Raw genomic sequence first — 22,428 nt, 5'->3', positions numbered from 1 at the left:
CAGGCGAACAGCCGTTGTGTCGCTCAATATACGTTTATGTTCTTTTTCACCCGGTGCCGCTCCAACGGGGGTTCTACATGACGCGGAGTCCGGCCGATCCGGCCGCTGTCCACCCACTCCCCTCCCCCAAGGAGCGCCGCAGACTGCGCGAGGCGAAGTCACTGAGTGAGGAGCAGGTGGCGACGGCCGTGGGCGTCACCCGGGCCACGGTCCGGGCCTGGGAGACGGGACGCAGTTCTCCCCGGGGGCGGAAGCGCGAGGCATACGCCAGGCTGATCGGCGGAGGCAGGACGGGCCCGCAGGCCCCGCCTCCGAACACACGGACCAAGACGGCCCCCGCGAAAACCCGGCCGAAGGCCGCCGCCAAGCGGGCCGCCCGACCGACGTCGCCGACGACGGTCGGGCGGCTGCCCAAACCGGTGGTGTCCACGAAACCGGGACCGTCCGCGCAGCCGTCGTCCGGTCCGCCGAACCCCGTCGAAGCCACCGGGAGCACCGCCATGGCCCCGACCGAACCCGGCACCACCCCGGATCTGCCCGGCACGCCCACCACCCGCCGCGCACCGGCGATCAAACGCGTGTCGGTCACCAAACGCACGTCCACCACCGGGCGCGCGTCACTCACCAAGCGCGCGTCAGGCACCAAAGGCGCGTCCGCAGCACCACCTGCGGCGCCCAGGACACCCGCGGCGCCCCCCTCGGCACCCGTGATGCCCGTCGCGTCCCCCGCGCCCGCAGCGGCCCCGGAGGACGGGACCGACAGGGACGGGACCGTCGGACACCGAACCGACGGGGACCGGCCCGACGGGCTCTCCCCCACCGAGGCGTTCGACGCCCTGTACCGGCACTGCGCCGAGGCCCTCTTCCGGCAGGCCTTCCTGCTGACCGGGCGCCGGGCCCTCGCCCGGGAGTCCGTGGCGCAGGCCTTCGCCCTGGCCTGGGACCGCTGGCCCGAGGTCGCGGTGGACCGGGACCCGGTGGGCTGGGTACGGGCCGCGACGTACGAGTACGCCGTGTCGCCGTGGCACCGGCTGCGCCGCGCCCACCGCCGCCCCGACCCGCCGCAGGCCGAGCCCGGTGCGCGGGCCCTGCTCGACGCGCTGCTCGCGCTGCCGCCCTCGTACCGGCGCACCCTGCTGCTCCATGACGGTGTCGGCCTGGACCTGCCGGACACGGCGGCGGAGACGGAGGCGAGCACCCCGGCGGCGGCGAGCCGGCTGATGAACGCCCGTGCCGCGATCGCCGAGCGGCTCTCCGCGCCGACGGAGGACCCCACCACCGATGCCGCGTCCGACGCCGGTTCCGGGCAGTTCGGGGCCGAGGCGTTCGCCGACCGGCCGGCGCTCCTGCACGAACAGCTCGGCGCGCTCGCCCTGGCCCAGCCCTGCGGCTCGCTCCTTCCGCCCGCCGTGGTCCGCGAGGGCAGCGAGCGCAAGGCCCAGCTGTGGACCAGGGCGGCCGTCTCCTTCACGGTGCTGATCATCGGCCTGACGCTGTTCACCCTGGCGACGGCCACGGCACGGTACGAGGCCCCGGCGTCACCCGCCCGGCAGGTCGACGGAGTGCCGCCGCGCAGCGGTCCGGAGAAGCTGACGCCGCAGGACCTGAAGCTGCGGAAGAAGCTGCACGGCGAACTCGTGCGGGGCCCGGCCCGGCTGGTCCCCGGCGCCGGCTGAACCACCGGCCCGGACAAGGACAGGAGGGCCGACAGGACAGGAGAGAACCGACAGGAACGACGGACCGAGACGGACGGCGGACCGACACGGACGGCGCGGGCCCGTACCCCTTGACCGGGGTACGGGCCCGCGCCGTCCGTGCGGTGCCGCGATGCGATCGGGCGATCAGGCGCCGAGGATCTCGCGCGCCAGCTTGGCCGTCTCGGTCGGCGTCTTGCCGACCTTGACGCCGGCGGCCTCGAGGGCCTCCTTCTTCGCCTGGGCGGTGCCGGAGGAGCCGGAGACGATGGCGCCCGCGTGGCCCATGGTCTTGCCCTCGGGGGCGGTGAAGCCCGCGACGTAACCGACGACCGGCTTGGTGACGTTGGCCTTGATGAAGTCGGCCGCACGCTCCTCGGCGTCGCCGCCGATCTCACCGATCATCACGATCAGGTCGGTCTCCGGGTCGGCCTCGAACGCCGCGAGGGCGTCGATGTGCGTCGTGCCGATGACCGGGTCGCCACCGATGCCGACGGCGGAGGAGAAGCCGATGTCGCGCAGCTCGTACATCATCTGGTAGGTCAGCGTGCCGGACTTGGACACGAGACCGATGCGGCCGGGCTTGGTGATGTCGCCCGGGATGATGCCGGCGTTGGACTGGCCGGGGGTGATCAGACCGGGGCAGTTCGGGCCGATGATCCGGGTCTTGTTGCCCTTCGACGTCGCGTACGCCCAGAAGGCGGCCGAGTCGTGGACGGCGATGCCCTCGGTGATCACGACGGCGAGCGGGATCTCGGCGTCGATCGCCTCGACGACGGCGGCCTTGGCGAAGGCCGGCGGCACGAAGAGGACGGACACGTTCGCGCCGGTCTTCTCCATCGCCTCCGCGACCGAGCCGAAGACGGGTACCTCGGTGCCGTCGAAGTCGACGGACGTACCGGCCTTGCGCGGGTTCACGCCGCCGACGATGTTGGTGCCGTCACCGAGCATGAGCTTGGTGTGCTTCATGCCGGTGGCGCCGGTCATCCCCTGGACGATGACCTTGCTGTCCTTGGTGAGGAAGATAGCCATGGTGTTGGAGTCCCTCGTCCCTTACTTCGCAGCCGCGGCGAGCTCGGCGGCCTTGTCGGCCGCGCCGTCCATGGTGTCCACGCGCTGAACGAGCGGGTGGTTCGCGTCGGAGAGGATCTTGCGACCCAGCTCCGCGTTGTTGCCGTCGAGGCGCACGACCAGCGGCTTGGTGACGTCCTCGCCCTTGGACTTGAGCAGCTCGAGGGCCTGGACGATGCCGTTGGCGACCTCGTCGCACGCGGTGATGCCGCCGAAGACGTTGACGAAGACGGACTTGACGTCCGGGTCGCCGAGGATGATCTCCAGGCCGTTCGCCATGACCTCGGCGGACGCGCCGCCACCGATGTCGAGGAAGTTGGCGGGCTTCACGTTGCCGTGGTTCTCACCGGCGTACGCGACGACGTCCAGCGTCGACATGACCAGACCGGCGCCGTTGCCGATGATGCCGACCTGGCCGTCGAGCTTGACGTAGTTGAGGTTCTTGGCCTTGGCGGCGGCCTCCAGCGGGTTGGCCGCGGCCTTGTCCTCCAGCGCCTCGTGCTCGGGCTGACGGAAGTCGGCGTTCTCGTCGAGGGAGACCTTGCCGTCCAGCGCGAGGATGTCGCCGGAGGCGACCTTCGCGAGCGGGTTGACCTCGACGAGGAGCGCGTCCTCGGCGACGAAGGTGTCCCACAGCGTCACCAGGACCTCGGCGACCTTCTCGGCGACCTCGGCCGGGAACTTCGCCTGGGCGACGATCTCGCGGGCCTTCTCGATCGTGACGCCGGTGTTGGAGTCGACCGGGACCTTCGCAAGGGCCTCGGGGGTCTTCTCCGCGACCTCCTCGATGTCCATGCCGCCCTGCACCGAGGCCATGGCCAGGAAGGTGCGGTTGGTGCGGTCGAGGAGGTACGAGACGTAGTACTCCTCGACGATCTCCGGCGCGGTCTCGGCGATCATCACCTTGTGGACCGTGTGGCCCTTGATGTCCATGCCGAGGATGTCGGTCGCGCGGGCGACCGCCTCGTCGGGGGTGGCGGCCAGCTTGACGCCGCCGGCCTTGCCGCGACCGCCGACCTTCACCTGCGCCTTGACGACCGACTTGCCGCCCAGCCGCTCGGTCGCCTCGCGGGCCGCCTCAGGCGTGTCGATGACTTCACCGGCCAGCACCGGTACACCGTGCTTGGCGAAGAGGTCCCTCGCCTGGTACTCGAACAGGTCCACGCGCGTCCGTCCCTTAATCAATGGTCTCGCGGTTCGTTTTCTGCGTGGGCGTGCCGCGAGGGGCAACGTGACTGCTGTGTCACCAGGAGGGCGCACACGGTGACCCCGGTACGCGGCATGTCCATCTCGCAGGTTATCCCCGCGTCCCGCAGGACCCTAAATCACAGATACCGACGGAGCGGTGATTACGGTCACAGATCACGCCGGTGGCCGGGTCGCGGTGGACGGAACACGGAACAAGGCACGCTCCGAACCGTTCCTAATCAGTGAGCAGGAGTGAGTCTTGGACCCATACCTGGTCACTGCGGACACCCCGAACGGTTTTGGATGTCCTGGTTGCCCGCGTACTCGCCGCGTCCGGCGGCACGGATCGTGTCCGTGGTCCGGGGATGCGGGGGCGGGGTCCCTCACGCCCAGGGGCACACCGGTCGGCCTGGATGGTCCGATGCCCGTGCACATCGCTCTGGTGTGCACGGGGCGGTGTCGTCCGTCGCCGGATCGGGTGTCCCTGGGCGCGTCGTCCGATCGCGATGCTCGCTGCATCGTGCCGGGTGGTCTTACGGGTGGGGCCGGCCATCGGCTTTTGCCAGTGCTGGGCGCCCCACTTGCTGGTGTAGGCCGGGTCCACGGCGATGATCGCGATGCCTGTGGCGTCGGCCATGGAGGTCAGCCGGGCGCGGAGCTTGCCCGTCGGCATGCCGGAGATGAGTTGCCGGAATCGGCGCTTGCGCCCGTGCTTCTCTCTGGTCTTCCCGGTCTGGAAGTCGAGGTCTTCGACCGCGATGGCCTTGACGCCGCAGGCTTTGGCCCAGTTCAGCAGCCGTGTGAGGGCGTGCCGTACCTGGGCGTCGCGGTGCTGGGCGCCTTGAGACAGGTCGTAGAAGAACCGGCGCGGCCGGCCGATCGGGTTGCCGTGGGTGTCCAGGCGCCATGCGGCGAGGTGGTCGGCGTTGGTGTCCACGCCGATCACGCCGCCCGCGAGGGCGGCTTGGAGTGGGATGGTCGCGGTGGGTGGGATCTGCCAGGAGGCGTCCACGTACCAGCGGCCGCGCCCGGTGTCGTAGTGGATGCGGTAGGCCACGGCCCGGTTGGCCTCCACGCGGTCGGCCCACTCCTGCTCCCGGTAAGGGAACCGCAGCTTGGCAGCGAGTACGTACCGGCCGTGCCGGGCGTTCGCCAGGTCGGCGAGCGGGGCCGGGAGCTTGATCGACACTTCGCCCTCGGGCGTGATGCGGATCGTCTCGTTGCCGAACCTTTTCCCCGACTCGCCGTCCGCCTTGAGGAACCAGCGCCCCGCTTCCCACCGCTCACGCCACTGGGACGCGGTGAGCTGCGCCCTGTCGAGGTTGTGACGGGTGCCCAGCAGACGGTTACCGCCACGCACGACGTGCACCCGACCCGCTTCCCGGTCGGCCCGAACCTTCTCGAGCCGGTCCTCCAGCACGTGCAGGCGGCGCGCTTTGTTAAACCACTCGTGCGTGGAGCGGTAGCCGCCCGGAGTCTGCTTGGTGCCCTTCCGGCCGACCGGCAGCGACAGCCGGTGCCGGATCGTCGCGATACCGGCTTCGAGGCCCTGCACGTGCGCGGCCTGGCCGCGCCGGGCGAGCGCCCACTGGTCATGCGTGGCCTTCGTGATCGCCCCGGCCCACCTGGACGACGACTGGGCCGTCAGGTCCCGCTTACGGACCGCCCATGACTCGGCGGAGTGCTCCAAGCCGTCGGTGCAACGCGCTTTGAGGTCCTTCGAGGCGAGCGAGCCCAGGTGCGCCCCCACCAGGCGCAGAACCTTCTCATCCGCGGGCGTGAGGTCCCCCAGCCGGGTACGCACCGCCACACCGGACGGGCCGAGAGCGACGAACGGCGCGGCGATCGGGCGGAGGTCAGCCATGTTCGGCCGCTTCCAGTGCCTTGCGGGCACGGTTCCTCGCCGACCTGCGCCCGTACAGACGGGCGCAGAACGACGTCAGTACCTCCACCATGTCCCGCACCAGGTCGTCTGCGACCTCGCCGTCGTCCACCACCAGCAGGCGACGGCCCGTCGCCGACAAGGCGGCCTCGACAAGCTCGACGTTCATCCGGCCGAGCCGGTCCTTATGCTCCACCACCACGGTGGTCACGTTCGGGTCGGCCAGCAGACGCCGGGCCTTCGAACGGCAGCCGTTCATCCCCGAAGCGATCTCCGCCTCGACACGAACGACCCGGTGACCGGCGTTCACCGCCCACGCCGACAGCCGCGCGACCTGGCGTTCCAGATCGGTCTTCTGATCGTGCGAGGACACACGGGCATACAGGCCCAGACCACCGATGGCCTCAGGCGTAGTGTTCGCGTCGATGTTCACCAGGATCGTGCGCGGTCCGACCCGCTGAGCCGGTACCGGCAACACCCCCTCACGGAACCAGCGATACGCGGTCTGCGGATGCACACCCTGCGTCTTCGCCCATTCCGTCAGATTCACACCCCGACAACGACACTCACTCACACATGGTTACGCTCACTTACCCGACTTCGCGGACCAGCAGGTGCAGACCCCTGGGCCGCCACCCCTGCTGCCGGCCTCCCGCCGGTCTCCCGCCTGTCCCCGGCCCGTCTCCCGCGCCGGTCTCCCATCCGTCCCCGGTCCGCCTCCCGTCCGCCGCTGTCCGCCCCGTCACCGCCCCGCCGCTGCCCCGCCACCGGTTCGGCTACCGGTCCGGCTCCCTGTCCGGCACGGGGAGCGGCTGCTTCCCGATGGCCGCCGCCATCACTTCGGGGAACAGGTCCGGGGTGCACGCGAAGGCCGGTGCGCCCAGGGCACCGAGTGCCGCCGCGTGCTCGCGGTCGTAGGCGGGCGCACCCTCGTCGGACAGCGCGAGCAGGGTCACGAACTGCACACCGGACGCCTTCATCGCGGCGACCCGTTTCAGCATCTCGTCGCGTATGCCGCCCTCGTAGAGGTCGCTGATGAGAACGACGACGGTGTCCGCCGGACGGGTGATCTGCGACTGGCAGTACGCGAGCGCCCGGTTGATGTCGGTGCCGCCGCCGAGCTGGGTGCCGAAGAGGACGTCGACGGGGTCGTCGAGCTGGTCGGTGAGGTCGACCACCGCCGTGTCGAAGACGACGAGCCTGGTCCGCAGGGTTCGCATGGAGGCGAGCACCGCACCGAAGACGGAGGCATAGACCACGGAGGCGGCCATCGACCCCGACTGGTCGATGCAGAGGATCACGTCCTTCTTCACGGACCGGTCGGCCCGTCCGTAACCGATGAGCCGTTCGGGGACGACGGTGCCGTACTCGGGGAGGTAGTTCTTGAGGTTGGCCCGGATGGTGCGGTCCCAGTCGATGTCGTGGTGACGGGGCCGGCTGATCCGCGCCGAACGGTCCAGCGCGCCGGTGAGGGTCGCCCGGGTGCGGGTGGCGAGCCGCTTCTCCAGGTCCTCGACGACCTTGCGCACGACCGCTCTCGCGGTCTCCTTCGTCGTCTCGGGCATGGCCTTGTTGAGCGAGAGGAGCGTCCCGACGAGGTGGACGTCCGCCTCGACGGCCTCCAGCATCTCCGGTTCGAGGAGCAGCGCGGAGAGGCCGAGCCGGTCGATCGCGTCGCGCTGCATGACCTGGACGACGGAGCTGGGGAAGTACGTGCGGATGTCGCCGAGCCAGCGGGCCACGGAGGGCGCGGAGGCCCCGAGCCCGGCCGAGCGGCCGCTCCTGCCCCGGTCGCCGGACCTGCCCCCGCCGTACAGCGCGGTCAGCGCGCCGTCCATCGCGGCGTCGCGCCCGGTGAGGGCGTGGCCGGTGCTCTCGGCGCCGTCCCCGCCCAGCACCAGCCGCCACCGCCGCAGCCGTTCCCCGTCCACCGGCCCGGCCGTGCCTGCCGCCCCGGCCACCGTGCCCGTGGTGCGGGCCGTGTGCGTGGTCATCCCGTTGCCCCCAGCGGTTCCTCGGCGTTTTCGGTGCTTTCGGTGTTCTCCGCCGTTCTTGCGTCCCCCGTGCTCCCGGGCGGGGCGGCGCCCCCGGCAGCCGGGGCGGTGGGCAGGTCGAGCAGGAGGCGCAGCACCGGCTCCACCGCGTCGGCCCTGGCCCCGTCCAGCGCGGGGCCGAAACCGGGTGCCGTCGCACCGGCCCCGGAGACGGCCGCCGGGCCGCCCACGGCCGGGCCGCGCCGCACCAGCTCGCCCAGCGTGCGCCGTACGCCCGCCTCGTACGCCGAGAACGTCCGGCGCAGCAGGGGCAGCACGTCGACGAAGGTGTCGGCGGGGACTCCGGTGAGCCATGCGTCGACCAGGCCCAGCAGCCGCTCGTCGTGGACGAGCAGCATCCCTCCCCCGGCGGCTCCCCCGACGAACCCCTCGATCCACGCGGCGGCGTCGGGCGGGGGCGTGCCGGGCGAGAGGGCCAGGCCCATCAGCCGGGCCGCCTCGTCCTCCCCGAGCCGCCCCTCGTCGAGCAGCAGCCGGGCGGCGCGGCCCCGGATGACCCCCGCGACCGTGTCCCGGGCGGCGAGTCCGTGCAGCACGGCCGCCCATCGCTCGCGCAGCCCGTCCGTGTCCGCCTCCGCCCGCGCGGTCCCGGAGAGCAGCCCGATCGCGGTGTGCACGCCGTCCACCCGGCGGCGCATCTCCTCGGCACCGTCGGCGTCGAGCCCGGTGCAGGCGGGCGGCAACCCCACCCGGATCCGTTCGGCGAGCCCGGCCGCGACCTCGCCGAGCGCCGTCGTGTCCGTGGACCGCACGTCGCCGTAGCGCAGGGTGCGGGCCAGGGCGGGCAGGGCGTCGGCGAGGTGGCCGACGTCGGAGTCGAGCGCGGCCCGGTCGGCGAGGGCCCGCATCACGACGGGCAGGGCCTCGGGCAGCTCCGCGAGGAGGCACTGCTCGGCGAGCGTGGTGACCTCGGCAAGCGTGGTGGCGGCCTCGGCCAGCGCCCCGGCCCTGGCCGTCGCGGCGGAGAGCACGGTGGTGCCCCAGGTCCCGGCCTCGGCGACCTGTACGTACAGCTCGGGTTCCCAGCGCAACAGCCAGCTCTCCCGGAAGGTGCCGGTGCTCGCCCGGCCGGCCACGGGCTCGCCCCAGCCGACGGCGAGGAGGCGCAGCCGGTGGAGCAGCCGGCTGCGGGCCGCGTCGTTGTCCTTGCGCAGGTCGAGCTCCAGTTCCCGCTCCTGCGCCTCCGGTTTGAGCCGGAGCGTGCGCTGTTGGCGGGCGAGGTCACGCTGCAGGGGGACGGCGGGGGCGGTGTCCGGGACCTCGCCGAGGGTCTCGCCGACGACGAGCCGGTCCCGGACGAGGGCCAGCGGCACGTCGGAGCCCTCGCACATCACGGCCCTGATCGCGTCGGTCGTCTCGCTCAGGCCGGCGAGCGGACGGCCGCGCAGGGCGGCGAGGCTCCCGGCGAGCCGGACGGCCTCGATGACGTGGGCGGACGACACGAACCGGTCCTCGTCGCGCAGCAGTCCGGCGACCTTGGTCATCCACCGCTCGACCGGGCGGTCGGCGGCCTCGAAGAGGTGCCCGTACCAGCCGGGCGAGTCGATGCCCGCCCCGTATCCGCTGTGCCGGGCGAGCCTGCGGTGCGACCAGGGCACCCAGGTCATCCCGGTCCTGACCTTGGGCAGCCCCTTGAGCAGGGCGCGGTCGGCGGTGAGCGTGGTCCTCGCGCCGAGGGCGGGGACGTGCCAGGCGCCGCAGACGACCGCGACGCCGTCGCTGAACTCCTTGACCGCCTTGCGCAGTTGGATGCGCATGTACGCCTCGCGGACGGCGTCGCGCGGGTGGCCGCCGTCCCCGTACACCTCGCGCAGGGCGGTCATCGCCTCGGCGAGCGCGGCGAAGGGGGCCAGCGGGTCGGCGGGTCCGCCGTCCTGGGCGCGGTGTTCGACGACGTCCTCCCACCAGCGCTCCGGGTCGTCGTAGCCCGCCGCCCCGGCGAGCACGGCGACGGGATCGACCGGCGCCTGCGCGGCCGGGTCGGACGTCGGGTCGGTGGACGGATCGGCGGACGGGTCGGCCGCACCGGACGGCCCGCCCGCGCAGTCGGCCGCCGCGGTCCCGTGCCCCGCCCTGCCGCCGCCGTCACCGTCCCCACCCGCCGCTTGTTCCGCTTGTTCCTCGGCGCGGGTCATGGCCAGGGAGTGCGCCGCGGGCAGGTCGATGAAGCGGACCGGGACGTCGTGTGCGAGGGCCCAGCGGATCGCGACCCATTCGGGCGAGAACGCGGCCAGCGGCCAGAACGCCGCCTGCCCCGGGTCGTCCACGGCGTGCGCGAGGAGCGCGACCGGTGGCCGCATCCCCTCGTCGGCGGCCAGGGGCAGCAGCGCGTCGCCCTCCGGCGGCCCCTCGACGAGCACGGCCCCCGGACTTGCGGCGTCCAGAGCGGCGCGGACGGCGCGGGCCGAGCCGGGGCCGTGGTGCCGCACCCCCAGCAGCAGCGGCCCCGCGGGGCGCTCGGCCGAGGTCATGCGGACACCTCGCGGCAGGCGCGGTAGAAGTCCTTCCACCCGTCCCGCTCCCGGACCACCGTCTCCAGGTACTCCTGCCAGACCACCCGGTCGGCCGCGGGGTCGCGGACGACCGCGCCGAGGATGCCGGCCGCCACGTCGCCGGGGCGCAGCACTCCGTCGCCGAAGTGCGCGGCCAGGGCCAGGCCGTTGGTGACGACGGAGATCGCCTCGGCCGTCGACAGCGTGCCCGAGGGGGACTTGAGCTTGGTGCGGCCGTCGGTGGTGACGCCGTCGCGCAGCTCGCGGAAGACCGTGACGACGCGTCGGATCTCGGCCATTCCGTCGGGAGCGGCCGGGAGGTCGAGGGAACGCCCTATCTGGTCGACGCGCCGGGACACGATGTCCACCTCGGCCTCGGGGGTGGCCGGCAGCGGGAGCACGACGGTGTTGAACCGGCGGCGCAGCGCGCTGGACAGTTCGTTGACCCCGCGGTCGCGGTCGTTGGCGGTGGCGATGACGTTGAACCCGCGGACCGCCTGGACCTCCTGGCCCAGCTCGGGGACGGGGAGCGTCTTCTCCGACAGGATCGTGATGAGCGAGTCCTGGACGTCGGCGGGAATCCGGGTCAGTTCCTCGATGCGGGCGGTCATGCCGCCGGACATGGCGCGCATGAGCGGGCTGGGCACCAGGGCGTCGCGGCTGGGGCCGTGCGCGAGCAGCTGCGCGTAGTTCCAGCCGTAGCGGACGGCTTCCTCGGGGGTGCCCGCCGTGCCCTGGACGAGCAGGGTCGAATCGCCGCTGACGGCGGCCGCGAGGTGCTCCGAGACCCAGGTCTTGGCGGTGCCGGGAACCCCGAGGAGCAGGAGGGCCCGGTCGGTGGCGAGCGTGGTCACCGCGACCTCGACGAGGCGGCGCGGGCCCACGTACTTGGGTGTGATCACCGTGCCGTCGGGCAGGGTGCCGCCGAGCAGGTAGGTGGCGACGGCCCAGGGCGAGAGCTGCCAACGGGCGGGCCGCGGGCGGTCGTCGGCCGCGGCGAGGGCCTTCAGCTCGTGGGCGAAGGCGTCCTCGGCGTGCGGGCGCAGTGCCTGCACGCCGGTGGCGGCGGTGGTTTCGGGCACGGTCATGGATCCCCCTCCAGATCGGTCGACCTGATGTGGTTCCACCGTGCACCACGGCACTGACAATCGGCCCCGGCCGCGAACCGGGGGCCGATCCACCCGTCGCGGAGCGGACGGTGCGAACGGCGTGGCCGCTCATCGGTTGATCCCCGGATCCATGGGCCCGCCGCTCGCGGCAGAATCGCCCGGGGCGAGCGGGGCCAAGAGGTGCGGCAACCGCTGAAACAGCAGGTCAGGGCGATTGTCAGTGGTGCGCTTTACCGTCGTTCCCATGCTGCTATCTCACGGGGGAGAACCTTCGCGCACCGCCGTTCCGGTGGCGCGCTGGACGGTGGAGCAGGTGCTGGCCCTCGCTCCTGACGACGCGTCGCGCAAGGCGGGGAGCAAGCTCGGTTCGGCGGGTCCGTGGTCGGACGGCGGGTGCGACGGCTCGGGTGCGGTGTGGGGGCTGTGCAAGGGCAGCGGGAGCAAGCCGTACAGCACGGTCGTGGACATCACGGGCCCCGCGTACAAGTGCAGTTGTCCGAGCCGGAAGTTCCCGTGCAAGCACGCCCTGGGGCTGTTGCTGGTCTGGGCGTCGGACGAGTCGGCGCTGCCGGGCGGCGAGACGCCGGACTGGGCCGGGGAGTGGCTGGCGGGCCGGCGCGCGCGGGCGGCCGGGAAGGCGGGGAGCGCGGAGCGTGACGCACCGGCGGGTGGGGCGGCGTCCGGTCCGGCCGATCCGGAGGCCGCCCGGCGGCGGGCGGAGCGCCGGGCCGAGCGGATCACCGGCGGTGCGCAGGAGCTGGAGGAGCGGCTCGCGGACCTGCTGCGCGGGGGGCTCGCGGCGGCCGGTCAGGCGGGGTACGGGCTCTGGGAGGAGACGGCGGCCCGCATGGTCGATGCTCAGGCGCCCGGACTGGCGTCCAGGGTGCGGGAGTTGGGGTCCGTCCCGGGGTCCGGGCAGGGGTGGCCGGTGCGGCTGCTGGAGGAGTGCGCGCTGCTCCATCTGCTGAACAGCGCCTGGCTGGGCATCGACCGGCTGCCGGAGCCGCTGGCGGCCACGGTCCGCACCCGGGTGGGGCTGACGTCCCACGCCGAGGGCCCGCCGGTCCGCGACCACTGGCTGGTCCTCGCCCAGTACGACATCCCGGACGGCCGGATCGTCGCCCGCCGCATCTGGCTGCACGGCAGGAGGACGGGCCGCACGGCGCTGCTGCTGTCCTTCGGGGCGGCCGGGCGCTCCCCCGCCCTGGCGCTGCCGGTGGGCGTCACGATCGACGCCGAGATCACGCCCCATCCGGGCGCCGGTCAGCTGCGGGCGGAGCTGGGAGAGCTGTTCGGGACGCCGTCACCGCTCGGCACCCCGCCGCCCGGCGGCACCGCGGCCGACGCGATCGGGGCGTACGGGCGGGCCCTGCGGGACGACCCCTGGCTGGACTCCTGGCCGGTGACGCTGGACGAGGTCATACCCGTGCCGTCCGGGGACGGCTGGCAGTTGGTGGACGCGGCGGGCGGGGCGGCCCTGCCCGTCGCCCCGGCCGCGCTGTCCCGGCCCGGCCTGTGGAAGCTCGTCGCGCTCTCCGGTGGCGCCCCGGTCACCGTCTTCGGCGAATGCGGCCACCGCGGCTTCGACCCGCTCGCGGCCTGGTCCACCGAAGCCGAAGCCGGACCCGGAGCCGAACCCGGGACGGGCACAGGGGCAGGAACGGGCACGGGGACAGGAGCGGAGACGGGGAACGGGGCGGGGACCGGTACCGGTACGGATACGGGTCCGGGCACGGCCTGGGCGGACGGCGCCGAGGGCCTCGTGGCCGGTCCCGCCGACGCGACGTCCGGGACCGTACCGCTCATCTGACGTCGGATTCGAAGTTCGAAGGGGGAGCAATGCCTCGCACGACCACACCCGCGGCCTGGGAAGAGCTCGTCACCACGGCGCTCCTGGGCACCGACCGACGCCCGGCGGGGGCCGACGGACCGACCGGCCTGCTGGACACGGCGGCGCTGCACACCGTGCGCCGCCGAGCGGGACTGCTGCCCGCTGCCCCGGCGGCCCGGCCCGCCCCGGCGCCCTCCGACCCCGGCCGCCGCTGCCGCCGGTCGCGCGGCGCAGACTCGCCCAGCTGCTCGCGGACCGGTCGGCGTCGGGCGGCTCCGGCGGCCGGCGCGGCACGGCCCCCGACCTCACCGAGCTGATCCCGCAGTGGCTGGCCGTCGCCAACCGCTACGGCTACCGGGCCCCGGCCCCGCTGCTCCCGCCCCTGCTGGACGCGGCCAGGGCCCGCACCGACCTGCGCCCGCAGGCCCTGGCCTTCGCCGGGCCGCGCGGGCTGTGGCTGGCCGGGCTGAACCCCGAGTGGAAGTTCGCCCTGCGCGGCTCGTCGGGCAGTTCGTCGCTGCCCGACGTGACGGACCCGGAGGCGGTCACGCAGCTGTGGGAGGAGGGGCTGTTCGCGGAACGGGTCGCCCTGCTCGGGGCCGTCCGGGAGCACGACCCCGCCGAGGCGCTCGCGCTGCTCGCGTCCACGTGGTCCACCGAGCGCGCCGAGGACCGGCTGATGTTCCTCGACTCGCTGCGCTCCGGACTCTCCGTCGCCGACGAGCCCTTCCTGGAGCAGGCCCTCTCCGACCGCAGCCGCAACGTCCGCTCCACGGCCGCCGAACTCCTCTCCGCGCTGCCGGAGTCGGCGCTCGCCGGACGGATGGCGGCCCGCGCGCTGTCGTGCGTGGGCCCGGACCTCACCGGGGACGACGCCTCGGTCGCCGTGGAGGCACCGCACGAGTGCGACGCCTCGATGGAGCGCGACGGCGTGGTGGCGGTGCCGCCGTCCGGCCGGGGCGAACGGTCCTGGTGGCTCGGCCAGTTGGTGGAGGCGACCCCGCTCGCGACCTGGGCGGCGCGGTTCGGCGGCCGCGACGCGCGGGAGATCGTCGGCCTTCCGGTGTCCGACGGCTGGGGCGAGGAACTGCACGCGGCGTGGTGCCGGGCGGCGGTGCGGCAGCGGGACCCGGAGTGGGCCCGCGCGCTGCTCGGTGCCCCTTCCGTCCCGCCGTCGAACGGCCCCGGCACGGCCTCGCTCGCCGAGCGTTCGAAGCTCCTCTCGGTGCTCCCCGCCCCCGAACGGGCCGTGTGGGTGGCCGACTTCATCGCCGCGCACGGCCTGTCCGAGGCGTTCCAGCTGCTGGGCGTCTGCCCGACCCCCTGGGCCGAACCCCTCGGCCGCGCGGTCGTGGACGCCCTGGACATCGCCCGGGACGCGGGCAGTTACCCCTGGAGCTTCAGCGGTGTGATGGGCCTCGCCGAACGCTGCCTGAACCCGGCCGAGGCCGACCGCCTGGAGGTCCTCACCACCACCCCGGACGAACCGGAGGACGCCTCGCCGGGCGCGAACGGCTACTGGTCGGAAGCGTTCCAGCGGCTGGTCTCCACGCTCCGGCTGCGCGCGGCGATGGAACGGGAACTGATACCGGCGTCAGCACCGGCACCGGCATCGACACCGGACTGACGGGGCCGGGAAGCGACGCGGGGAGCCCTGGGGGCGGGGCCGGGCGGGCGGGCCGGGGAGCGGCCCGCCGCCACGTGGGCGCCCGTGGATGCCCGAAGGCGCCGGAAGGGCCCGGGAGGGCGAGGAAGGGCGGGGGCGGTCAGGCTTCGGCGGGGTGGCGCACGTTCGCGTGGACCCATTCGACGATCGAGACCGTCGTGGCGCCCGGGGTGAAGATCTCCGCGACGCCCTGCTCCTTCAGCGGGGCGATGTCCGCCTCCGGGATGATGCCGCCGCCGAAGACCTTGATGTCCTCCGCCTCGCGCTCCTTCAGCAGCTCGATCACCTTGGCGAAGAGCGTGTTGTGCGCACCCGAGAGGATCGAGAGGCCGATCGCGTCGGCGTCCTCCTGGATCGCGGTGTCCACGATCTGCTCGGGCGTCTGGTGGAGCCCGGTGTAGATGACCTCCATCCCTGCGTCGCGCAGGGCCCGCGCGATCACCTTGGCGCCGCGATCATGGCCGTCCAGGCCCGGCTTCGCCACCACCACACGGATCGGACCGGTCACACCCATCACTGCCTCCACATGCGTCTCCCGTGCCTGAAGGGCCGGGGATGTGAACGAACGTTATCTACAGCATCCCGCAAGCCGTCGTTTCGCGGTGGACGGGGAGGGGGAAATCACACCTGGGACATGTTCACCGGGCGGCGATCCCTCGGGGCACGGCAGGTCTGTCGTGCGGGACCGGCCGCCGGGGGAGCCGCTACGAGGTCGCCGTCCCACCGCGCCACCAGCCGCGCGGCACGGTGGGACGGCCGTCGGCCCCGCCCGTCCGGCCCGTCGGCCGTTCCTCGGTCACCGCCGGTGAGCAGGGGTGCGCGCGCCGGGGCCGGTCCCCGGGCGGCCGGACCGGCCGTCCGCGGCCTCGCCGGACACCCCACGGGGGCATCCGGGTCACGACGCCCTCCCCGGATGCCGGAGCAAGGAGGTCGGCCATGAAGGTCCCGCCTTTCCTTCCCGCGCTGCTGTTCCGGCCGTACCCGATCGGCACCCGGCCGTCGCCCGCCCTGCTGAAGGCCGAAGCGCTGGAACTGATGGTCCTCGCCGGACACGTACTGCTCTACCCCACCGGCATCACCGGAGAGCGCCACCCCGCGCCGGACCCCCCGGACCCCCCGGACCCCCCGGACCACTCAGACCCCACAGACCCCCTGGGCCCCCCGAGCCCCACAGACCACCCGAACCACCCGGACCCCGCAGACCGCCCCGGCCCCACGGACCGCTCAGGCCGGACGGGCTCCGCGGGCCGGAAGGGCTCCGCCGGGTCGTGCGCCGTCCCCGGCTCGGCCGCCCCCGCCGCGCCCCCGCCCGCCGTTCACGTCGAGCCCAGCGCTCCGGCCGGGACCTCCGCCCTCCCCGCCGAGGGCGACGAACGGCCGCCCGTGGTTCTCCTGCACGGTTTCGTCGACAACCGCTCGGTCTTCGTCCTGCTGCGCCGCTCCCTCGCCCGGCACGGCTGGCATCATCTGGAGTCGCTCAACTACTCGCCGCTGACCTGCGACATCCGCACGGCGGCCGAGCTGCTCGGGCGGCACGTCGAGGAGATCTGCGCCCGCACCGGGCACCACGAGGTCGACATCGTCGGGCACAGCCTCGGCGGCCTGATCGCCCGCTACTACGTGCAGCGACTGGGCGGTGACCAGCGGGTCCGCACCCTGGTCACCCTCGGCACCCCGCACCAGGGCACCGCCGTCGCCCCGTTGGCGAGCGCTCACCCCATCGTGCGGCAGATGCGGACGGGCTCCGCCCCGATCAAGGAGCTGCGCAGGCCCGCGCCCGGCTGCCGCACCCGGTTCGTGAGCTTCTGGAGCGAGCTGGACCGGGTGGTCGTCCCGGCCGAGGCGGGCCGCATCGACCATCCGGACCTCGATGCCTTGAACGTACGGGTCACCGGAATCGGTCATCTCGCACTGCCGGTGCACCCCTCGGTCGTCGCCGCGGTTCGGCAGGCGCTGGAATCCGGTGGGCCGACGACCGGAACAGAAAGGCCCGAAGAATCCGAAGAATCCGACGGCTCGGACGGCTCGGACGGACCCGAGGAGGCCGGTGGGACCGGCGGAACCGTCTCGGCGGCCTGACCCGAGCACCCCGAGGACCCCAGCACCCCGAGGCCCCCGAGCACCCCGAGCACCCCGAGCACCCTGCAAATAGAACAAACTTCGAACATAGAGCCAAGGCTGTGTGCTCAGACCGTCGAAAGGCGGCCGATTGCCCGTTTCCTGAGCCGTCCGGGCCCGCCGAAGATTGTCGGCGTCGCATACCGCCGGGTACAGTCGCGGCCACTGCTCCCCTGGGATCCCCCCACCGGAACCCGGGCCCACAGGTCCTGCTGCCGAGGCGAGAGAGAAGTTGGTGAACGACCAGCACCCCCACGCCGGGTACGCCGGGTACGACAGCGATGCCACCGGCAGCTTCCACAGCGACCCCCTCTTCGGTTCGCTCCCCGGCGGCCACGACGGCGCCTACGGCAACGGTTACGGCGCCGGACAGATGGGGCACAGCGGCCAGTACGACTCCACGCAGTGGGACACGGGCGCGCACCCGACCGCCTCGTACGAGGGGTACGACGCGTACGCGGCACAGTCCCCGCAGCAGTACGAGCCGGCGCCGACGTACTCGACCACGGCCACCTGGACGCCCGTCGCCGACTACGGCACGACCGCGACGGTGCTCACCGACACCTCCGGCTTCATGGGCATCCCGGCCCAGGCCGACTCCCCGGACGCCACGGGCCAGTGGGACACCGGCGGCTGGCAGCCGGGCAACCAGTGGACGGCGACCGGCACGGCCGCGTACGACTCCGGCGCGTACGACGCCACGGCCTGGAACACCGGCGCCACGCCCGAGCACGAACAGCGGACGGCGCGGACCGGGCAGAACGAACAGGTGGTGCACGAGGCGCCGACGGCACACGACGCGTACGGGGTCCAGGAGGCCCACGCGACGCACGAGTCGTACGAGCTCTACACCGGTGAGGGTTCCTACGACCCGTACGAGCCCTACCGCACCGACGGGCACGACGCCGAGCACACAGCCGGTACGGACCACGGCGCCGACGTCGACGCCGACCGGGGCCCCTCGATCCACGACGCCCTGACCCGCGACTTCCCGGTCCTCGACGTGGACCTGCCCGCCCAGGCGAACGACCCGCACCGCCCGCTCGGCCGCACCTCCGCCCGTGGCAACGGCGGCAACAGCCGCAGGCGGCGCTCCCCCGCGAAGCGTTCCGCGCTCCTCACCGTCGCCATTCCCTCCGCCTGCGTGATGAGCGTGGCCGGTATCGCGGCCGCCTCCGTCGGCGGACTGGGCGGCGAGGACAAGAAGGACGACGGCAAGACCACGATGGCGGCTCCCGACGCCGGAACCGTCAAACCGGGCGTGGCCAACAACGCGTTGGACACCCAGCTCGCCAACCTCAGCGCCGACGCCGAGAACTTCGCCGACCGCGCCAGCCGCACCCAGGAACGCATCGACCTGCGGGAACGACAGGCCGCCGAGAAGAAGAAGCGCGAGGAGGAGGCCGCCCGCAAGGAGGCGCTGCGGCCCAAGTTCGTCATGCCGGTCGCCCAGCACACCCTCAGCGCGTACTTCGGCCAGTCGGGCGTCAACTGGATGTCCCGGCACACCGGCATCGACTTCCCCGTCCTTCAGGGCACGCCGGTGATGGCCGCGACGGACGGCACCGTGCGCACCCAGCTGAACAGCGCCTACGGGAACATGGCCATCGTCACCGCGGCCGACGGCACCGAGACCTGGTACTGCCACCTCAGCAGCACCAAGATCCGCTCGGGCCCGGTCAAGGCCGGCGACGTCATCGCGTACTCCGGCGACTCCGGCAACTCGACCGGCCCGCACCTGCACTTCGAGGTGCGTCCCGGCGGTGGCGCGGCGATCGACCCACTGCCCTGGCTCCGCAGCCACGGCGTCGACCCGACCTGAGCCCACGGCTCCGAGCCCCCGCCCCGAAACAGCACGGACCCGCATGGTTCTGCCCGCCACACCGTCGGTGTGGCGGGCAGAACCATGCGGGCGGGGCCGGGGCTACAGCTTCTCGACCGGCGCGTACCGCAGCAGCAGCTTCTTCGGGCGGTCGTCCCCGAAGTCGACCGTGGCCTTCGCCTGGTCGCCGAAGCCCTCGACCGCCGTCACCGTGCCGAGGCCGAACTGGTCGTGCGTGACCCGGTCCCCGACGGCCAGCGTGACCGTCGGTTTGCTGTCCGAGGCCCGCCGCGTGGCGAAGCCCGAGGGGCCGGAGCGCGCGCGGGAGGCGGACAGCGAGGAGGCGATCCCCGTCGTCGGCCCGGCCGGAGCCGCCATCGATCCGGTCCGCTTCCACTCCAGGTGCTGGTCCGGGATCTCCTCCAGGAACCGCGACGGCGGGTTGTACGAGGGCTGCCCCCACGCACTGCGCATCGCCGCCCGGGTCAGGTAGAGCCGCTCGCGGGCCCGGGTGATGCCGACGTAGGCGAGCCGCCGCTCCTCCTCCAGCTCCTTCGTCTGGCCCAGCGCCCGCATGTGCGGGAACACGCCGTCCTCCAGGCCGGTCAGGAAGACCACCGGGAATTCGAGGCCCTTCGCGGTGTGCAGCGTCATGAGCGTGATGACGCCGGAGCCGTCCTCGTCCTCGTCGGGGATCTGGTCGGAGTCGGCGACGAGGGCCACCTTCTCCAGGAACTCGGCGAGCGTGCCCGTCCCGGTGGTGGCCGCGGGCGTGCCCTCCGCCGCGGGCGCCGCGCCCTCCCCGGCCGCCGCCGCGCGCTCCTGCTCGAATTCGAGGGCCACCGAGGCGAGTTCCTGGAGGTTCTCGATCCGGGTCTCATCCTGCGGGTCGGTGGACGCCTGGAGCTCGGCCAGATAGCCCGTGCGTTCCAGGACGGCCTCCAGGACCACCGCGGGGCCCGCGCCGGACTCCACGATCGTGCGCAGTTCCTCCATCAGCGTGTTGAACCGCTTGACCGCGTTGACCGACCGGGCCGCCATGCCGTACGCCTCGTCGACCCGGCGCAGCGCCTGCGGGAAGGTGATCCGCTCCCGCAGGGACAGGGCGTCGATCATTGCCTCGGCGCGTTCGCCGATGCCGCGCTTGGGCACGTTGAGGATGCGGCGCAGCGGGACGGTGTCCTCCGGATTGGCGAGGACACGCAGGTAGGCCAGGATGTCCCGGACCTCCTTGCGCTCGTAGAAGCGCACGCCGCCGACGACCTTGTAGGGCAGGCCGACCCGGATGAAGATCTCCTCGAAGACGCGGGACTGGGCGTTCGTTCGGTAGAAGATCGCGACGTCACCGGCCCTGGCGTCGCCCGCGTCGGTGAGCCGGTCGATCTCGTCCGCGACGAACTGCGCCTCGTCGTGCTCGGTGTCGGCGACGTAGCCGGTGATCCGGGCGCCCGTGCCGGCGTTCGTCCACAGGTTCTTGGGGCGGCGGCTCTCGTTGCGTTCGATGACCGCGTTGGCGGCGGACAGGATCGTCTGCGTGGAACGGTAGTTCTGCTCCAGGAGGATCGTGGTCGCGTCCGGGTAGTCCTCCTCGAACTGGAGGATGTTGCGGATGGTCGCGCCGCGGAAGGCGTAGATCGACTGGTCCGCGTCACCCACGACGCACAGCTCGGCCGGGGCGTCGCCCTCGCCCGCCGGTCCGACCAGCTCCCGCACGAGGGTGTACTGGGCGTGGTTGGTGTCCTGGTACTCGTCGACCAGGACGTGCCGGAAGCGGCGGCGGTAGTGCTCGGCGACGTCCGGGAACGCCTGGAGCAGGTGGACCGTCGTCATGATGATGTCGTCGAAGTCCAGCGCGTTGGCCTCGCGCAGCCGGGACTGGTACATCGTGTACGCCTGGGCGAGCGTCTTCTCGAAGCCGTCGGCGGCCTGGCCGGCGAAGGTCTCCTCGTCGATCAGCTCGTTCTTCAGGTTGGAGACCTTGGCCGTGAACGACTTCGGCGGGAAGCGCTTCGGGTCCAGGTCGAGGTCGCGGCAGACCAGGGCCATCAGCCGCTTGGAGTCGGCCGCGTCGTAGATCGAGAACGACGAGGTGAAGCCGAGCTTCTTCGACTCGCGGCGCAGGATGCGCACGCAGGCGCTGTGGAAGGTCATGACCCACATGGCGTGGGCGCGCGGTCCGACGAGCTGCTCGACGCGCTCCTTCATCTCGCCGGCGGCCTTGTTGGTGAAGGTGATCGCCAGGATCTGACCGGGGTGCACCCCGCGCTCGGCCAGGAGGTGGGCGATCCGGTGGGTCAGCACCCGGGTCTTCCCGGACCCGGCCCCGGCGACGATGAGCAGCGGGGATCCCGCGTGCACGACGGCGGCGCGCTGCTCGGTGTTCAGCCCGTCGAGGAGCGCCGCGGGGTCGATGACGGGGCGGGGGGCGCCGTCGCGGTAGTACGCGTCCCTGGGCGGCGGCGGCCCGTCGAACACGTCCCCGAAGAGCCCCTCCGGCACCTCTTCGGGTGCGGCGTCCTCGGGGGGCGGCGGGGGCTCTTCCTCCGAGTGCTGGAGGCCGGCCAGGAAACTGTCGTCAAAGAGGCTGCTCATCGCTTGTCGAGTCTAAGCCGCCGCGCGGACACCCGGCCCGCCCTTGCCGAACCGCCCCCGGCTCCCCCGCGCCGAACACCTGCGGGGAGCGGACGCGCACACCCCGTGAGGGGTTCCGGTCCCTCGGCCGCCCCCGCCCCCGGGGCACGAAAGGCAGCGGGCCCCTCGCACGTCACCGGCCTTCCCGGCGGCCCACCGGTGGGCCGGCGCCGGCCCGGGCAGGGCCGGGCGGGCTCAGGTCCAGAGCGTGGCGATGAAGATGTTGGCGAGCGTCAGGCCGCCGACCGCCGCGAAGGCGCCCTTGTCGACCGTCTCCTCGTCCCGCTTGACGTAGACGAGCGCGAGGATGACGACCAGGATCAGCGTCTTGACCCCGATCTTGATGTTGTTCACGTGGCCGCCGTCGGCCTCGTTCAGCCCGACCAGCGCGACACCGGTGACCAGCATGGTCAGCGCACCGTGCAGCATCGCCGGTACGAACCGGGCCGTGCCCGCGCCCATCGCCTTCATCTGGGTCAGGAAACCACCCAGCAGCGAGGCGATGCCGATGATGTGCAGGGCGACGAAGACATGAATGAGTACGTCCATGAGGCCGCAGCCTAGCCCCGCCCATATCACCGCCCCGCAGGCAGGTGCGACTTCCCGGCCACTTCACTCGTGTCTGCACCCAATGCCTCACTTTGGTGCAATTTCCTCGATCATTCGACGACAGCGCCGCGCCAAATTCAGGCAATAAGCGTCATTACGACTCCTGCCCGTGCCCCGGGTCTAGCGTCCCTGACCAGGTGGCCGGCTCCCTCGCCGCTCCGTCCCCGGACGGCGCACCGGTCGCCCCGCCGGGCGGTCCGGCGGCGGGCCGCTCCCCCGTGGCGCCCCGTCGCCGGTCCGTCGGTGGGCCCGTCGGTAGTC

General features: G+C 72.9%; 14 protein-coding genes and 1 pseudogene. 5 read left to right on the top strand and 10 right to left on the bottom strand.

All coding sequences use genetic code 11. The annotated features are described in order from the left end of the window. Positions 1-77 precede the first annotated feature (77 nt). Entirely contained in the window at positions 78-1,676 is a 1,599-nt protein-coding gene (locus OCT49_RS21730; RefSeq protein ID WP_283853504.1) for a sigma factor-like helix-turn-helix DNA-binding protein, read from the top strand. A gap of 165 nt (positions 1,677-1,841) precedes the next feature. On the opposite strand, the gene sucD is transcribed toward OCT49_RS21730, so the two are convergent. The 7 genes from sucD to OCT49_RS21695 all read right to left on the bottom strand — a co-directional run bounded on the left by sucD (position 1,842) and on the right by OCT49_RS21695 (position 11,469). After that, positions 1,842-2,726 carry a succinate--CoA ligase subunit alpha gene (gene sucD, locus OCT49_RS21725; RefSeq protein WP_148838788.1) on the bottom strand — a complete coding sequence of 295 codons (885 nt, stop codon included), beginning with the start codon at positions 2,724-2,726 and terminating at the stop codon, positions 1,842-1,844. Positions 2,727-2,747: 21 nt separating this feature from the next. Then, complete coding sequence (gene sucC, locus OCT49_RS21720; RefSeq protein WP_283853503.1) at positions 2,748-3,929, bottom strand: ADP-forming succinate--CoA ligase subunit beta; 1,182 nt, start codon at positions 3,927-3,929, stop codon at positions 2,748-2,750. A gap of 259 nt (positions 3,930-4,188) precedes the next feature. Next, the gene (locus tag OCT49_RS21715; protein WP_283853502.1) at positions 4,189-5,817 is read right to left on the bottom strand and encodes a transposase; all 1,629 of its coding nucleotides are present in this window, start codon (positions 5,815-5,817) and stop codon (positions 4,189-4,191) included. Further along, positions 5,810-6,385, bottom strand: coding sequence for an IS607 family transposase (locus OCT49_RS21710; protein ID WP_283851640.1), 576 nt, complete (start codon positions 6,383-6,385; stop codon positions 5,810-5,812). Before OCT49_RS21710 ends, OCT49_RS21715 begins: the two co-directional genes overlap by 8 nt. 226 nt (positions 6,386-6,611) lie before the next feature. After that, entirely contained in the window at positions 6,612-7,829 is a 1,218-nt protein-coding gene (locus OCT49_RS21705; RefSeq protein ID WP_283853501.1) for a VWA domain-containing protein, read from the bottom strand. Continuing rightward, entirely contained in the window at positions 7,826-10,360 is a 2,535-nt protein-coding gene (locus OCT49_RS21700; protein ID WP_283853500.1) for a DUF5682 family protein, read from the bottom strand. Before OCT49_RS21700 ends, OCT49_RS21705 begins: the two co-directional genes overlap by 4 nt. After that, positions 10,357-11,469, bottom strand: a complete 1,113-nt coding sequence (locus tag OCT49_RS21695) for an ATP-binding protein (RefSeq protein WP_283853499.1) — start codon at positions 11,467-11,469, stop codon at positions 10,357-10,359. The genes OCT49_RS21700 and OCT49_RS21695 overlap by 4 nt, the downstream gene beginning before the upstream one ends. 265 nt (positions 11,470-11,734) lie before the next feature. On the opposite strand from OCT49_RS21695, the gene OCT49_RS21690 reads away from it, so the two are divergent. Together OCT49_RS21690 and OCT49_RS21685 are read left to right on the top strand one after the other, a co-directional pair. Continuing rightward, the gene (locus OCT49_RS21690; protein ID WP_283853498.1) at positions 11,735-13,300 is read left to right on the top strand and encodes an SWIM zinc finger family protein; all 1,566 of its coding nucleotides are present in this window, start codon (positions 11,735-11,737) and stop codon (positions 13,298-13,300) included. Positions 13,301-13,329: 29 nt separating this feature from the next. Beyond that, positions 13,330-14,948, top strand: a pseudogene (locus OCT49_RS21685) (DUF5691 domain-containing protein). Positions 14,949-15,087: 139 nt separating this feature from the next. On the opposite strand, the gene icmB reads toward OCT49_RS21685, so the two are convergent. Continuing rightward, positions 15,088-15,501, bottom strand: a complete 414-nt coding sequence (gene icmB, locus OCT49_RS21680; RefSeq protein WP_283853497.1) for a coenzyme B12-dependent isobutyryl CoA mutase small subunit — start codon at positions 15,499-15,501, stop codon at positions 15,088-15,090. A 422-nt stretch (positions 15,502-15,923) separates the two neighbouring features. On the opposite strand from icmB, the gene OCT49_RS21675 reads away from it, so the two are divergent. Continuing rightward, on the top strand, positions 15,924-17,066 hold the full coding sequence (locus OCT49_RS21675; protein ID WP_283853496.1) for an esterase/lipase family protein: 1,143 nt from the start codon (positions 15,924-15,926) through the stop codon (positions 17,064-17,066). A 274-nt stretch (positions 17,067-17,340) separates the two neighbouring features. Then, entirely contained in the window at positions 17,341-18,927 is a 1,587-nt protein-coding gene (locus tag OCT49_RS21670; protein WP_283853495.1) for a M23 family metallopeptidase, read from the top strand. 102 nt (positions 18,928-19,029) lie between these two features. Here OCT49_RS21670 and pcrA read toward each other — a convergent pair whose 3' ends face one another. Next, the gene (gene pcrA / locus OCT49_RS21665) at positions 19,030-21,519 is read right to left on the bottom strand and encodes a DNA helicase PcrA (RefSeq protein WP_283853494.1); all 2,490 of its coding nucleotides are present in this window, start codon (positions 21,517-21,519) and stop codon (positions 19,030-19,032) included. A gap of 234 nt (positions 21,520-21,753) precedes the next feature. Further along, complete coding sequence (locus OCT49_RS21660) at positions 21,754-22,107, bottom strand: hypothetical protein (protein WP_283853493.1); 354 nt, start codon at positions 22,105-22,107, stop codon at positions 21,754-21,756. Between the last annotated feature and the right edge of the window lie 321 nt (positions 22,108-22,428).

The organism is Streptomyces sp. ML-6, assembly GCF_030116705.1.
Classification (GTDB): domain Bacteria; phylum Actinomycetota; class Actinomycetes; order Streptomycetales; family Streptomycetaceae; genus Streptomyces.
This window is presented reverse-complemented; position numbering and strand designations above follow the sequence as displayed.

Excerpts from the sequence above, each read along its gene's own strand:
- OCT49_RS21690 (WP_283853498.1), top strand. The coding sequence starts at position 11,735 with ATGCTGCTATCTCACGGGGGAGAACCTTCGCGCACCGCCGTTCCGGTG.
- OCT49_RS21675 (WP_283853496.1), top strand. The coding sequence starts at position 15,924 with ATGAAGGTCCCGCCTTTCCTTCCCGCGCTGCTGTTCCGGCCGTACCCG.
- pcrA (WP_283853494.1), bottom strand. The coding sequence starts at position 21,519 with ATGAGCAGCCTCTTTGACGACAGTTTCCTGGCCGGCCTCCAGCACTCG.
- icmB (WP_283853497.1), bottom strand. The coding sequence starts at position 15,501 with ATGGGTGTGACCGGTCCGATCCGTGTGGTGGTGGCGAAGCCGGGCCTG.
- OCT49_RS21660 (WP_283853493.1), bottom strand. The coding sequence starts at position 22,107 with ATGGACGTACTCATTCATGTCTTCGTCGCCCTGCACATCATCGGCATC.
- OCT49_RS21695 (WP_283853499.1), bottom strand. The coding sequence starts at position 11,469 with ATGACCGTGCCCGAAACCACCGCCGCCACCGGCGTGCAGGCACTGCGC.
- OCT49_RS21705 (WP_283853501.1), bottom strand. The coding sequence starts at position 7,829 with ATGACCACGCACACGGCCCGCACCACGGGCACGGTGGCCGGGGCGGCA.
- sucD (WP_148838788.1), bottom strand. The coding sequence starts at position 2,726 with ATGGCTATCTTCCTCACCAAGGACAGCAAGGTCATCGTCCAGGGGATG.
- OCT49_RS21730 (WP_283853504.1), top strand. The coding sequence starts at position 78 with ATGACGCGGAGTCCGGCCGATCCGGCCGCTGTCCACCCACTCCCCTCC.
- OCT49_RS21715 (WP_283853502.1), bottom strand. The coding sequence starts at position 5,817 with ATGGCTGACCTCCGCCCGATCGCCGCGCCGTTCGTCGCTCTCGGCCCG.
- OCT49_RS21700 (WP_283853500.1), bottom strand. The coding sequence starts at position 10,360 with ATGACCTCGGCCGAGCGCCCCGCGGGGCCGCTGCTGCTGGGGGTGCGG.